Source organism: Bacillus sp. 05T22, assembly GCF_056396765.1.
On the sequence record NZ_JBFTMC010000003.1, the window covers coordinates 20,229 to 33,394 of the forward strand.

A 13,166-nucleotide genomic window follows, 5' to 3' on the forward strand; every position below is an offset into this window, starting at 1 on the left:
GTCCGGTAAAGATAGCTTTCGCATTTCTTCATTACGTCGCCACTCCGGTACTCATATAGTCCGTATCCTCGTGGCTTCCGCGCCTCGAACTACTCGGCTCTCTTTATCCTCCTTTTTGAACCCGTACTATAAGTAAACAAAAAAACGTGCGACGAATCGTCACACGTTTTTTGTTTTTGTAAACTTATGAATGGCTTTCCACGCTTCTTCTTTTCCAAGCCCTGTTTCCGATGAAAATAGAACAACTTCATCACCTTGTTCAATATCAAGCGTTTCCTTCACAACCTTCAAATGCTTTTGCCATTTCCCTTTCGGAATTTTATCGGCTTTTGTTGCAATGATGATTGTTGGAATTTCATAATGCTTTAAGAAATCATACATCATAACATCATCGTTTGTCGGCGAGTGACGTAGATCCACTACTAATACAGCCGCATCTAATTGCTCACGCGTTGTAAAATAGGTTTCAATCATTCTGCCCCATGCCGCTCGCTCTGTTTTCGATACTTTCGCATATCCATAACCTGGAACATCGACAAAATGCATCATTTCATTAATTAAGAAAAAGTTGAGTGTCTGCGTTTTTCCTGGTTTAGAAGAAATACGAACTAACTTTTTACGATTTAAAATTTTATTAATAAAAGAAGACTTCCCAACATTAGAACGACCTGCTAATGCAATTTCTGGTAAGTCACCATCTGGATACTGTTCTGGTTTAACAGCACTAATGACAATATCTGCTTTTGTTACTTTCATTGTTTCACTCCTACTAATGCGTGCTCCAATACTTCGTCTAAATGAGACACAAGCACAAACGTAAGGTTTTCTTTTACGCTTTCTGGAATATCATCTAAATCTTTTTCATTTTCGGCCGGCAAAATAATTTTTGTTAAGCCTGCGCGATGAGCACTTAATGTTTTTTCTTTTAAACCACCGATTGGTAATACACGACCACGAAGGGTAATTTCACCTGTCATCCCTACTTCTTTACTAACAGGTACACCTGTCAATGCGGAAATAAGCGCCGTTGCCATCGTAATACCAGCTGATGGACCATCCTTTGGCACTGCTCCTTCTGGAACATGAATATGGATGTCATTCTTTTCATGGAAATCTGAATTGATATGAAGTTCTTCTGCACGAGAGCGAATATAACTAAATGCAGCTTGTGCGGATTCTTTCATAACATCTCCAAGTTTCCCTGTTAAAATTAATTTTCCTTTTCCTGGTGATACAGATACTTCAATTGCGAGTGTATCACCACCAGCAGCTGTATACGCTAAACCAGTTGCCATTCCAACTTGATCTTTCGTTTCAGCTTGCCCATAACGGAATATGTGTTTACCAAGTAGGTCTGTAATATTTTTTTCCGTTACAATAATACGTTTACGCTCTTCTGTAACAATGATCTTTGCTGCTTTACGACAAATCTTTGCAATTTGACGTTCTAACGTTCGAACACCAGCCTCACGCGTATAGTAGCGAATAATTTCAAGCAGGGCTTCATCACGAATTTGTAAATTCCCTTTTCGCAAGCCATGTTCTTTTAATTGCTTCGGCAATAAATGTTCACGAGCAATATGTACCTTTTCAATCTCTGTATAACCAGCAATCGAAATAATTTCCATACGATCAAGGAGTGGACCTGGAATGCTTGCAAGCGTATTTGCAGTTGCAACAAACATTACTTTTGATAGGTCGTACGGCTCTTCAATATAATGATCGCTAAAATTATGGTTTTGCTCCGGGTCTAATACTTCTAATAATGCAGCAGACGGATCGCCACGGAAATCATTGGACATCTTATCAATCTCATCTAATAAAAAGACTGGGTTGATTGTTTTTGCCTTCTTCATCCCTTGAATAATACGCCCTGGCATTGCTCCCACATATGTACGACGGTGACCACGAATTTCAGATTCATCACGAACACCACCAAGGGAAACACGGACAAAATTACGATTTAACGATGTGGCAATCGAACGAGCTAAAGATGTTTTCCCAACACCCGGAGGGCCTACTAGACAAAGAATTGGTCCTTTTAAAGAATTTGTTAGCTTTTGTACAGCTAAATATTCCAGTACACGTTCTTTCACTTTCTCAAGACCATAATGATCTCTATTTAAAATTGTTTCAGAATGTGCTAAATCGATCATATCCTCTGTCGCTTCTGTCCACGGAAGTGCTAATAACCAATCCAGATAATTGCGAATGACACCACTCTCTGCAGAACTTACTGGCAACTTTTCATAACGATCTAATTCTTTTAGGGCAGCTTTCTTCGTTTCTTCTGGCATTCCAGCCTCTTCGATTTTTTCGCGAAGTTTCTCTACTTCGCCGCCTTTACCTTCTTTATCACCAAGTTCTGTTTGAATCGCCTTCATTTGTTCACGCAAGAAATATTCTTTTTGTGTACGTTCCATTGAACGTTTCACCTTTTGTCCAATTTTCTTTTCTAAACTAAGTAGTTCCTGTTCATCTTGAATAATAGAAATGAGCGTATGTAATCTTTCTTTCGCTGATCTAATCTCTAAAATTTCTTGCTTTTGTTTTGTTTTAATTGGTAGATGAGAAGAAATTAAATCAGCTAGGCGGCCAGGTTCTTCAACATCTACTACTGTCGCAAACGTTTCATTCGATACCTTTTTCGAAACTTTAATATATTGCTCGAAATGTTCAAGTAACGTGCGCATTAGAGCCTTTTCTTCTAAATCGCCTTCTTCTTCCTCTGTTACTGTTTGAATAGAAACCTGTATTGCATTTTCTTCTTCAATAAATTCTACAATTTCTGCTCTATGTAAACCTTCTACAAGGACACGAAGCGTGCCGTTCGGCAGTTTTAACATCTGCTTTACTTTCGCTACTGTACCCACACTATATATGTCATCTTCTTTTGGATCATCGATATTCATTTCTTTTTGCATCGCTAAAAAGATGATATTTTCATCCATTGCTGCCTGCTCTAGTGCTTGTATTGATTTATCACGTCCTACATCAAGATGCAGAACCATCGTTGGATATACGAGAACGCCTCTTAATGGTAGGAGGGGCACAATTCTTTCGTTCGTATTCATACTAGACATAGCACCTCCATAATAAATTAAACTCCTGTTCAACTATTTTATATTACAATACACTTGGATGCAATTGCAGAGATTCCTTACAATTGCAAATCTCCTACTTTTTCTTTCTCTATAAAGTGAAACTTCCAGCCGTAGGGGCCTTAGTTAACCATCACCAATCGGGCTTTTACAGGTAAGTTGCCCTACCTATTTTCTCCTCTTCTCTCTTAGCTTTGAAGTAGGGGCCTATTGCCCACGAATAGCGGGATAAAAGAAAAAGGGACCTCGCTTAAGCATACAAACTTAAACGAAGTCTGGAAAATATTACATGTTCTATTTCCCATTTACCTAAAAGGAAATCACTTCTTAGAACCCGATTTAATTTACATCGATTGTACATCGCCTTCATCTAGCTCGCGGTGCACATCAATTTCACGATGCAATTTTTCCTGAACGAATGTTAAGGCAAAAACTTCTTTTAATTTTCGAACAGGAATAATCTCGATACCCTTTATCGTATATAAAAATGGCTGCATGTTTTCAGCAGGAATAATAACCTTTTTCGCTCCTGCCTTTTTTGCTGCTTTTACTTTTGCATATACGCCGCCTACTGGTTTTACTTCTCCATGAATGCTTATTTCTCCGGTCATCGCTATTTCGTTATTCACATACACTTGGTGAAGCGCTGAATATACCCCTGTTGCCATTGCAATGCCTGCTGAAGGACCATCAATTGGAATACCACCTGGGAAATTAATATGTATATCATATCCTTCTGGTAACAAGTCTAGGGAGCGGAGCACGGTTAATACATTATCAACGGATCCTTTTGCCATACTTTTACGGCGAATCGATTTTGTTTGACTACCAATACTCTCTTCTTCCACAATTCCTGTAACATTTATCGCACCTTTTTCCGCAGCTGGAATTGCCATTACTTCAATTTCTAATAGCGCCCCTGTATTCGGTCCATATACTGCAAGACCGTTTACAAGACCGATCTTCGGAATTGGATAAATACGCTTTTCATATTTTGGAGTCAGCTGACTAGAATGTACAACCCATTCAATATCCTCATCTTTAATAAAAGAACGTCCCTCATTAATCGCCATTCCTGCAGAAATTTGCACAAGATTAATGGCTTCTCTTCCATTTCTTGCATACATGCCGATCATTTCAACACCTTGTTTTCCTATCTCCATTTTCACTTTTTCAGCTGCATTCTTCGCTACTTTTTGAATTTCTTCTGTATCAAGTTCACGGAAGAAAACTTCTAAACAACGAGAACGAATAGCAGGAGGAATTTCATCTGGAGAACGAGTTGTCGCTCCGACTAAGCGGAAATCTGCTGGTAAGCCTTTTTGAAAAATATCATGTATGTATGTTGGAATCATTGAATTTTCTTCACTGTAGTATGCACTTTCTAAAAATACTTTGCGATCTTCTAATACTTTTAACATTTTATTCATCTGGATTGGATGCAACTCACCAATTTCATCAATAAATAAAATGCCACCATGTGCATCTGTTACAGCACCTTTTTTCGGTTGTGGAATTCCTGCTTGCCCCATTGCACCTGCACCTTGATAAATCGGATCATGTACCGAGCCAATTAAAGGATCAGCAATGCCGCGCTCATCAAAGCGGGCAGTTGTTGCATCTAGTTCAATAAATGTTGCATTCATACGAAATGGTGATTTTTGATTTTTCTTCGCTTCTTCTAACACAAGACGTGCCGCCGCTGTTTTCCCTACCCCAGGAGGTCCATATATAATGACATGCTGCGGGTTCGGTCCACAAAGCGCTGCCTTTAATGATCTAATTCCGTCCTCTTGACCAACAATATCTAAAAAGGATGCAGGACGTACCTTTTCGGCAAGTGGTTCTGTTAAAGAAATCTCGCGCATTTTGCGAAGTTGTTCTAATTCTTTTTTCGATTCTCGATCAATTGAAACTTTTTGTGTTCGCTGGTTTCGGAGCAAATGCCAAAAATACAATCCGACAATTACACCAAAAACAAGTTGAACAAGTAAGAATATGTTTGTCCAGCTCATAATTCATTTCCTCCCGCTATGTTTTACCATTTAGTATTTCCTGGGAGGAATAGTGCTAAACATAATAAGAAACAGCAATTATAAAAATTGCTGTTTCTTTTTTACACTATGCAGATGTTTTTGTATCAAGTACAGTACCGTCTTGTAACACCAATTTTGGCGGTGCATTGTCCGCTACTGTTTCTTTTGAAAGAATACACTTCTCGATATCTTTACGAGATGGAAGCTCAAACATTACATCTAGCATTAAGCCTTCAATAATAGAGCGAAGTCCACGAGCACCTGTTTTACGTTCAATTGCTTTTTTCGCAATTTCAATCAGTGCTCCTTCTTCAAATTCCAGCTCAACATCGTCAAGCTCCAATAATTTTTGGAACTGTTTTACAAGCGCATTTTTCGGTTTTGTTAAAATATCAACAAGAGCATCTTCATCAAGTGGTTCTAGATTCGCAATAACTGGAAGACGACCAATAAACTCTGGAATTAAACCAAATCGTAAAAGGTCTTCTGGTAATACGTGAGATAAAACATGCTTTTCATTTACATCAGCATTTTTCTTCTCTGAACCAAATCCAATTACTTTTTCACCAAGGCGACGTTTAATAATTGGCTCAATGCCATCAAACGCACCACCACAAATGAATAAGATGTTCGTTGTATCAATTTGAATAAACTCTTGATGCGGATGTTTACGACCACCTTGAGGCGGAACGCTTGCTACAGTACCCTCTAAAATTTTCAGAAGGGCCTGCTGTACACCCTCACCAGATACATCACGTGTAATTGATGGATTTTCTGACTTACGCGCCACTTTATCAATCTCATCAATATAAATGATTCCTTTTTCAGCTTTCTCTACATCGTAATCAGCTGCTTGAATAAGTTTTAGTAAGATGTTTTCTACATCTTCCCCTACATATCCAGCTTCTGTTAAAGATGTTGCGTCCGCGATTGCAAATGGAACATTTAAAATACGCGCTAATGTTTGTGCCAATAATGTTTTACCACTACCTGTTGGCCCGATAAGTGCGATATTACTTTTCGCCAATTCTACATCATCAATTTTGCTGTTAGAATTGATGCGTTTGTAATGATTATATACCGCTACCGCTAATGCTTTCTTCGCATTATCTTGTCCGATTACATACTCATCTAAGATTTCACGAATTTCTACCGGTTTCGGTACATCTTTGAATTCTACTTCTTCGTCCTTCGCAAGCTCCTCTTGCACAATCTCTGTACAAAGCTCAATGCACTCATCACAAATGTAAACACCAGGACCAGCAACAAGCTTTCGGACTTGCGTTTGTGTTTTACCACAGAAAGAACATTTTAATTGCCCTTTTTCATCATTAAATTTAAACATATTTTCACACCCCTTACAAAGTGCTAATATCTTGCCTTCGTATGTACACGATAAATGTATCGTATGTAAATACATATTATGTCACTACGTGGCGAGAAATACAAATAATATGACCAGTTATGTACAAATAAAAAATTTTTAAAACTTTTGAAATATGTATATTCGACTTTAGAAGGTTCATTTCCTTCTTCATCGAAAAAATTTATAAATATATTTATATCTATATTTATAAAACAAGGCACGATCCAAAATCGCGCCTTGTTATTTTATTATGCAGCTTTGCTGTTGTCTACTAAGAAGTCTACAGCTTTACGAACTTTAATGTCTTCAGATAAAGCATCTAAGCTTCCAAGAGCTTGTGTGATAGCGTCAACTGGCATATTGTACATTGCAGCCATTTTTTCAACTTCTGCAGTTACTTCTTCTTCAGTAACTTCGATGTTTTCAGCTTCAATGATCGCTTCAAGAACAAGGTTGATTCTTACACGTTTTTGTGCATCTTCTTTCATTTGTTCTTTTAGCTTGTCAGCGTCAGTACCTGTGAATTGGTAGTAAAGCTCAAGGTTCATACCTTGTTGGCTTAAGCGTTGTTCGAATTCACGAATCATACGATCTAACTCAGTTTCGATCATAGCTTCTGGAAGTTCGATTTCAGCGTTAGCAGCAGCTTTTTCTACTACTTCGTCACGAACTTTGTGCTCAGCTTCGTGCTTTTTGCCTTCTTCTAAGTTTGTACGAAGTTTTGCTTTTAACTCTTCAAGAGTTGCAACTTCTTCGTCTGCATCTTTAGCGAACTCGTCATCTAAAGCTGGAAGTTCTTTTGCTTTAATTTCATGAACTGTTACTTTAAATGTTGCTGGTTTACCAGCAAGTTCTTCTGCATGGTACTCTTCCGGGAATGATACTTCAACGTCTTTTGACTCGCCAGCTTTTAGACCAATTAAATGCTCTTCAAAACCTGGGATGAATGTACCAGAACCGATTGCTAGAGAGTAGTTCTCGCCTTTTCCGCCTTCGAATGCTTCGCCATCAACGAAACCTTCAAAGTCGATTACAGCTGTATCGCCATTTTCAGCAGTACCTTCTTCTTTAACAACTAGTTCAGCTTGACGCTCTTGTAAAGATTGTAATTCGTTCTCTACATCTTCGTCAGTTACAGTTGTTTCAACTTTTTCTACTGCTAGTCCTTTGTATTCACCTAATTTAACTTCAGGTTTTACAGTAACTTTTGCAGTGAAGATTAAGTTTTCATTTTTCTCGAACTTCTCGATGTCGATTTCAGGATGAGCAACTGGGAAGATACCAGTTTCATCGATTGCTTCACCGTATGCTTTTGGTAAGATAATATCTAAAGCATCTTGGTATAAAGATTCAACACCAAAGCGTTGTTCGAATAACGGACGAGGCATTTTTCCTTTACGGAAACCAGGTACGTTAATTGTTTTTACTACTTTTTTGAACGCAGCGTCGATAGAGTTGTTTACTTCTTTAGCATCAACTTCGATTGTTAAAACGCCAACGTTACCTTCTAATTTTTCCCATTTTGCAGCCATTTATTCTTTCCCTCCAACTATAATAATGTATGCACATACCTCTACAGATTGAGATTTTCATTATTTCTTTTTTAGAAACAACAAAAGCATGAGAGCCAATTTATTTAAGCTTTCTAATCTTCTAGCAATAAGCCTTAAGACACGCGATTCTCAATCTATTATTTGTCTATAAGACAAACACGGTATATTTTGTTCGAGAATAATATGAAACATATTAAGTAAGAGAATTATACTTCTCTCCTCTTACAAGCAGGCATAATTCAGCCTTTTGCAACCCTTACATTATAACATAGAATATTCTCGTTTCAATAACTGAACGATTCTTTTTCATAATTATACAGGTAAATGCCCTTCTCTCTCCACGCGTAAAAACCATTGATAGGCAATATGAAACTCTTCAACGGTAATATTATACGCCGCCATAAGTTCCTCTTCATCGATGATTAATCCGAAACGCTTTCTCCCGATTCGCTCTAAAACCGCTGCCCATACTTCTACTTTATCCATTAGTAATGGGAACGGGAAAATACTAGCTTGCATTTCTCTCCAATATGTAATAATCGCCTCAAACATATTTGGATTATCACTTTCTAAACGATTAGATAATATATGTATAACTTTCTTCGAGTACTCATCATTATGATCCAAATGAGCTGGAATAATCATTATTCTTTCGCCAAATTTCTCTACTTCTATTTCTTCTTCCATACGCTTCTCTACCATTTTGTATATAATAGAAGTTTTTAAATATGGATGTCGCGTGCTATCAACGAGAAATTTCCGTAAAGCTGGCAAAGCTTTTTCGAGATTTTTAATTAAAAGAGCATGAATTACCTGTAGCTGCTGCCCAAAATTTTCTACAAATAGACCTTTTGAAAATTCTTCCAGATCAAAATCTGATTCTACTAGCGTCGTTTCCTCACCATTTAGCATATTCTCCGCAAATTGGGCAAGCTGCGCTAACTTTTCTCTTTGCTCTACAGTCAATTCTTTCTTCTGCACAACCTCTTCAACAGTCTCAATTACACCTACATAATCATTTGTTTGAACTAAAATAGTCACGTATGTTTCAAGAATATCCCCAAACAAGACTGTTCCTGTTTCAAGCAACTTCTCACATCGGTCTTTTGATTCTTCCATTCGCTTTAATTCTAATAAACAAATAACTGAAGCTAATTCTGTTTGCTCTGTTTCTCCATTATACTGGCGTAATATTTCAAAACAGCGCAATGCATCTTCGAACTTCCGCTCCCGCAGCGCCATAAACCCTTGATCAATATAACGCTCTGACAACTGCGGAAACAATACGACCGTATTTTCTTTTTTATCCATACGTCCGCCTCTTTTTTTAGATTTTAAATATCTTCAAAGTAAATATAACAAATGGCTGTTAAGAAAACAACATTCCAAATATATTTATTTGAAATATGAAAATATTCGACTTTTATAATTAAAACGAAAAAATCATATCAGAAAATCCGCTTTATACATATAAAAAATCCTCAGCAAATAACGCAGAGGATTTCCTCATTAATGGGCAGCTTTTATAATTGTAGGATATACGAAAAGAGTAATCATTTGGAGAACAATAATTGTAACAACAACTATGCTAAAAAAGAAGATTGGCTTACTTCGTTTCATCAAAAACATAATAATAAGTATAATGCAGGCAAGTAAACACATAAAAAATAAACTTGTAGTAGGACTCAGTATTCCGCTAGGGACAAATAACAATAATATAACACTACAAACACCTATAATTCCAAATAACCATTCCATTCATTTACCCATTCCCTTTCCCTCTCATAACAATTCTCTCTATGCTACTAAATGTTTTACAACCTCAATTACATCTGTTAATTTCTCATATGCAACAAACCCGAAAGCTACTGTTAAAGCTGTTACAACTAATCCTTTCATGTTTTCTTCCTCCTCGCGTCATCTTCGTTACCTTAATTATAAAGAACTGGCATTTTGTTACCATCGAACTTTCTTACACTTACCTTACAGAATTGTAAGATTTCAAAAAAAAAGAAAAACCACCTAACAGAATTGAAAGTGGTTTTACGGGAGTTCTCTATAATCGTCTGCAAAATTAACATTCTTTTCTTAGTACTTCTTTGGTGGATTTATTCTTAAACTAATTGATTTACGAAACACCTTTGTAATCATTTATTACATCACATTCGAGATATTTCTCTCCTTCACCTTCTTATAAATTTTTAAATACAGCCTAATTCCCTTGTTAAAAAATGTTAAAATATTTTTATGCAATTCAAAATCCAGAAATTAAAGGGGAATGATCCATATGTTCAAAAAGGTAGCTGCCGATGTTCTCGGACTAAGCGATGTAGGTTCTGTAATCACACCGAAAGATTATGATAAAGTGGATGCTGATGATTATGTGATGCATGAAGATGGAGAGAAAATTTATTTTCTAATTAAATCAAAATCAGATGAATATTGTTTTACAAACAAAGGGTTAATTCATTTAGATGGAACGAGTGCAACGAGTAAGAAGCGCACATTACGCCGTTATAGTTATAGTAAATATCAAATTAGAAACGTAGCGCTAGAAACTGCTGGTACAATCGATTTAGATGTGGAGATTAAATTTCATATGGGGGATGAGTATTACTCAATTGACGTTCATAAAAAGCACATTGAAGAGCTCAAAGACTTATATAAAGCCCTTCTCAAAATTGAGGAAATTTCATATGAAAATGATATTACATTACAGTACGCTCACAAAAGTTTAGATATGGCTTCTAACACATTTAGCCGTATTACAAATGCACAAGTTAATTTAGCAGAGCAATTTAAAGAAATGAATCAAATTGCGTTTAATTGGCTTGTGGATACGAAGAAGCAATATAACGTGAAAGATTATGGGTTTGTGTTTGAAAAGTTTATTAATAACTAATGCTAAAACAAATAAAAAACCTTGCTATCAAAAGATAACAAGGTTTTTTTAGCGTCCCAGGAGAGATTCGAACTCCCGACCGACGGCTTAGAAGGCCGTTGCTCTATCCTGCTGAGCTACTGGGACATGGAGCGGGTGAAGAGAATCGAACTCTCGACCAGAGCTTGGAAGGCTCTTGTTTTACCACTAAACTACACCCGCATATTTTGTTTTCATTTCCGCCTGATGTCTTATCGACAAGTTTTATTATATTTGCACACGCAGATAAAGTCAACACCTTTTTTCAAAGAGGATAATTTTTCTTATCCTCTTTGAAAAGTTTTATGTGCGACAACTTTTCCAGCTAATGTTTCAAATCGAATTTCAATGTCCTTTTCATTTACTTCTAACAAAGTAAATGTTTTTTCTTTACGGGAACGTGGCAGTAAAATGCTTCCTGGATTGATGAATAAAATACCATCAATAAATTCCGCTCCCAACATATGAGAATGTCCAAAACATACAATATTCGCCTCCACTTCTTTTGCACGATATAAAAGTGTTTGCAAAGTCATTTTAATATTGTATCGATGACCGTGTGTAGCAAAAAAGCGTATTTCATCTACATCGGTAATGATTTCTTCTTCAAAACTATGATAAAGATCGCAATTCCCTTTTACTACTTGGAACCCTCGTAAATCTGGATGATCTGGTGCTAGTTCTGAATCACCGCAATGAATCATAACATCTACATTTCCCTCATATGTATCTTTTAATTGCTGTAATTCTTTCGTAGAACCGTGACTATCGCTTACAATTAAAGCTCTCATCGGTCTCTCTCCCTTATTCTTCTAAAAACCACGCTGAAATTTTTTCTTCTAACTTACGAAGAGCACGCCCGCGGTGACTGATTTCATTTTTCTCATCTGAAGTTAACTCTGCCATCGCTCGTTTGTATTCTTCTACATAAAAGATTGGATCATATCCGAAACCATTTTCACCACGACGTTGCTCTAGAATTTTCCCTTCGCACGTTCCATTTACAATAACCGACTCTYTATTTTCTTCTGGAAAAGCAACCGCTAACGCACAATAAAAACGCGCTGTACGCTTTTCCATCGGAATGCCATCTAATCCTGTTAAAACTTTATCGATATTTGCCTGATCATCTTTTTGCTCACCAGCATAGCGAGCAGAGCGCACACCAGGATTTCCATTCAACGCATCAACAATTAACCCTGAATCATCCGCAATAACAATTGAATTTAACTGTTTACATAAACTGTCCGCTTTCAAAAGTGCATTTTCTTCAAATGTTTCACCAGTTTCCTCAACTTCTTCAATATGAGGGAAGTCATGAAGAGATTTTACTTCTAAGTCAAATCTCTCAAATAGCTCGGCAAATTCACGTACTTTCCCTATATTTTTCGTTGCTACAACAACATGTTTCATATTTCCCACCTCTACTCTATATGAGATACGATGTCACCTAATGCTTCTTTTTGTTTTTCAATGAGTTGTAAAATCCCATTTTCAGCTGCATCAAGTAATTCATTTAACTCCGCACGGCTAAATGTTGCTTCTTCTCCAGTTCCTTGCACTTCAACAAAATGGCCTTTCCCCGTCATAATAACGTTCATATCAACATCAGCTTGAGAATCTTCTGCATAGTTTAAATCTAAAACTACACCTTGGTCTTCAACAATTCCAACGGATGTTGCAGCTAAATAATCTTTTACTGGAATTTTAGATATTTTTTCTGCTTGTAATAACTTTTCAAATGCTAACACCATCGCAACATAAGCACCCGTAATAGACGCTGTTCGTGTTCCTCCATCTGCCTGGATTACATCACAATCAATCCAAACCGTTCTTTCCCCAAGTGCTTCCAAATCAACAACCGCACGTAATGCTCGTCCAATTAAACGTTGAATTTCCATTGTGCGACCAGTTACTTTCCCTTTACTGGACTCACGAATTGTACGTTGTTCTGTTGCGCGTGGAATCATGGCGTATTCAGCTGTTACCCACCCTTTTCCTTCGCCTCTCATAAATGGTGGCACACGTTCTTCAATCGTTGCCGAACAAATAACCTTCGTATCTCCAACTTCAATTAGTACAGACCCTTCTGGATGTTTTAAATAATTTGTATGAAGATGTATATCGCGCAGTTCTGCCGCTTGTCTACCATCTACTCGCATAAAATAACCCCCTACCTAGTAACTGCTA

Annotated in this window: 11 protein-coding genes and 2 tRNA genes; 1 reads left to right on the top strand and 12 read right to left on the bottom strand. The window is 37.1% G+C overall.

The window, feature by feature from the left end; translation table 11 throughout:
- Window positions 1-159: 159 nt before the first annotated feature.
- From ysxC to AC1DIT_RS01795, 7 genes are all read right to left on the bottom strand, one after another.
- Window positions 160-756, bottom strand: a complete 597-nt coding sequence (gene ysxC / locus AC1DIT_RS01765; protein ID WP_016116498.1) for a ribosome biogenesis GTP-binding protein YsxC — start codon at window positions 754-756, stop codon at window positions 160-162.
- Window positions 753-3,083 carry an endopeptidase La gene (gene lon, locus AC1DIT_RS01770; protein WP_016116499.1) on the bottom strand — a complete coding sequence of 777 codons (2,331 nt, stop codon included), beginning with the start codon at window positions 3,081-3,083 and terminating at the stop codon, window positions 753-755. The genes ysxC and lon overlap by 4 nt, the downstream gene beginning before the upstream one ends.
- Before the next feature lie 362 nt (window positions 3,084-3,445).
- Complete coding sequence (gene lonB, locus AC1DIT_RS01775; RefSeq protein WP_016116500.1) at window positions 3,446-5,116, bottom strand: ATP-dependent protease LonB; 1,671 nt, start codon at window positions 5,114-5,116, stop codon at window positions 3,446-3,448.
- A gap of 106 nt (window positions 5,117-5,222) precedes the next feature.
- Window positions 5,223-6,482, bottom strand: a complete 1,260-nt coding sequence (clpX, locus tag AC1DIT_RS01780; RefSeq protein WP_016116501.1) for an ATP-dependent protease ATP-binding subunit ClpX — start codon at window positions 6,480-6,482, stop codon at window positions 5,223-5,225.
- Between the two features lie 269 nt (window positions 6,483-6,751).
- Window positions 6,752-8,035 carry a trigger factor gene (tig, locus tag AC1DIT_RS01785; RefSeq protein WP_016116502.1) on the bottom strand — a complete coding sequence of 428 codons (1,284 nt, stop codon included), beginning with the start codon at window positions 8,033-8,035 and terminating at the stop codon, window positions 6,752-6,754.
- Window positions 8,036-8,368: 333 nt separating this feature from the next.
- Window positions 8,369-9,367 (bottom strand): hypothetical protein, encoded by a 999-nt coding sequence (locus AC1DIT_RS01790; protein WP_016116503.1) that lies wholly within the window; start codon window positions 9,365-9,367, stop codon window positions 8,369-8,371.
- A 198-nt stretch (window positions 9,368-9,565) separates the two neighbouring features.
- On the bottom strand, window positions 9,566-9,814 hold the full coding sequence (locus AC1DIT_RS01795) for a hypothetical protein (RefSeq protein ID WP_016116504.1): 249 nt from the start codon (window positions 9,812-9,814) through the stop codon (window positions 9,566-9,568).
- Window positions 9,815-10,343: 529 nt separating this feature from the next.
- Between AC1DIT_RS01795 and AC1DIT_RS01800 the strand changes: the two genes are divergently transcribed.
- Window positions 10,344-10,958: a PH domain-containing protein gene (locus AC1DIT_RS01800; RefSeq protein WP_016116506.1), complete on the top strand. Its 615-nt coding sequence runs from the start codon at window positions 10,344-10,346 to the stop codon at window positions 10,956-10,958.
- 52 nt (window positions 10,959-11,010) lie between these two features.
- On the opposite strand, the gene AC1DIT_RS01805 is transcribed toward AC1DIT_RS01800, so the two are convergent.
- From AC1DIT_RS01805 to rph, 5 genes are all read right to left on the bottom strand, one after another.
- A tRNA-Arg gene (locus AC1DIT_RS01805) sits at window positions 11,011-11,084 on the bottom strand.
- Window position 11,085: 1 nt separating this feature from the next.
- Window positions 11,086-11,159, bottom strand: a tRNA-Gly gene (locus tag AC1DIT_RS01810).
- 101 nt (window positions 11,160-11,260) lie between these two features.
- Window positions 11,261-11,767, bottom strand: coding sequence for a metallophosphoesterase (locus tag AC1DIT_RS01815; protein WP_016116507.1), 507 nt, complete (start codon window positions 11,765-11,767; stop codon window positions 11,261-11,263).
- 13 nt (window positions 11,768-11,780) lie between these two features.
- Complete coding sequence (locus AC1DIT_RS01820; protein WP_476998029.1) at window positions 11,781-12,389, bottom strand: XTP/dITP diphosphatase; 609 nt, start codon at window positions 12,387-12,389, stop codon at window positions 11,781-11,783.
- An 11-nt stretch (window positions 12,390-12,400) separates the two neighbouring features.
- Window positions 12,401-13,138, bottom strand: coding sequence for a ribonuclease PH (rph, locus tag AC1DIT_RS01825; RefSeq protein WP_016116509.1), 738 nt, complete (start codon window positions 13,136-13,138; stop codon window positions 12,401-12,403).
- Between the last annotated feature and the right edge of the window lie 28 nt (window positions 13,139-13,166).

Coding starts and splice junctions, on each gene's coding strand:
- rph (WP_016116509.1), bottom strand. CDS start 13,138: ATGCGAGTAGATGGTAGACAAGCGGCAGAACTGCGCGATATACATCTT.
- lonB (WP_016116500.1), bottom strand. CDS start 5,116: ATGAGCTGGACAAACATATTCTTACTTGTTCAACTTGTTTTTGGTGTA.
- ysxC (WP_016116498.1), bottom strand. CDS start 756: ATGAAAGTAACAAAAGCAGATATTGTCATTAGTGCTGTTAAACCAGAA.
- lon (WP_016116499.1), bottom strand. CDS start 3,083: ATGTCTAGTATGAATACGAACGAAAGAATTGTGCCCCTCCTACCATTA.
- AC1DIT_RS01790 (WP_016116503.1), bottom strand. CDS start 9,367: ATGGATAAAAAAGAAAATACGGTCGTATTGTTTCCGCAGTTGTCAGAG.
- AC1DIT_RS01795 (WP_016116504.1), bottom strand. CDS start 9,814: ATGGAATGGTTATTTGGAATTATAGGTGTTTGTAGTGTTATATTATTG.
- tig (WP_016116502.1), bottom strand. CDS start 8,035: ATGGCTGCAAAATGGGAAAAATTAGAAGGTAACGTTGGCGTTTTAACA.
- AC1DIT_RS01815 (WP_016116507.1), bottom strand. CDS start 11,767: ATGAGAGCTTTAATTGTAAGCGATAGTCACGGTTCTACGAAAGAATTA.
- AC1DIT_RS01800 (WP_016116506.1), top strand. CDS start 10,344: ATGTTCAAAAAGGTAGCTGCCGATGTTCTCGGACTAAGCGATGTAGGT.
- clpX (WP_016116501.1), bottom strand. CDS start 6,482: ATGTTTAAATTTAATGATGAAAAAGGGCAATTAAAATGTTCTTTCTGT.